This is a genomic window from Anaerotruncus sp. DFI.9.16, assembly GCF_024461615.1.
GTDB lineage: Bacteria > Bacillota > Clostridia > Oscillospirales > Ruminococcaceae > Anaerotruncus > Anaerotruncus massiliensis.
This window is the reverse complement of the sequence record NZ_JANFZX010000171.1, coordinates 1-241: the sequence shown is the minus strand read 5'-3', so window position 1 is coordinate 241 and position 241 is coordinate 1. Positions and strand designations below refer to the sequence as shown.

Annotated in this window: 1 protein-coding gene; it reads left to right on the top strand. The window is 40.2% G+C overall.

The window, feature by feature from the left end; genetic code table 11:
* Positions 1–30: 30 nt before the first annotated feature.
* Positions 31–241: thioredoxin (locus NE609_RS17425; protein ID WP_256153254.1), on the top strand; the 211-nt coding region annotated here is incomplete at its 3' end.

Sequence of the window (241 nt, the reverse complement as noted above, 5' to 3'; positions counted from 1 at the left end):
TATACAACTTGGTGCGGTCCGTGTAAAATAATGGCAAACACGGTGTTCACGCTCGAAGAGGCCGGAGATTATTTTAATGAACGTTTTGTTTGTGTTAAGACTGACATGGGAAAGGGTGAGGGCCGTTTGATCGGTAAGAAATATGGTGTTGATGCATACCCGACTTTTCTTATCATAAATTCCAATGGGGATTTGATACATAAAGTTGTCGGTGCATCTTCGTTAAATGATCTCGTAAAAA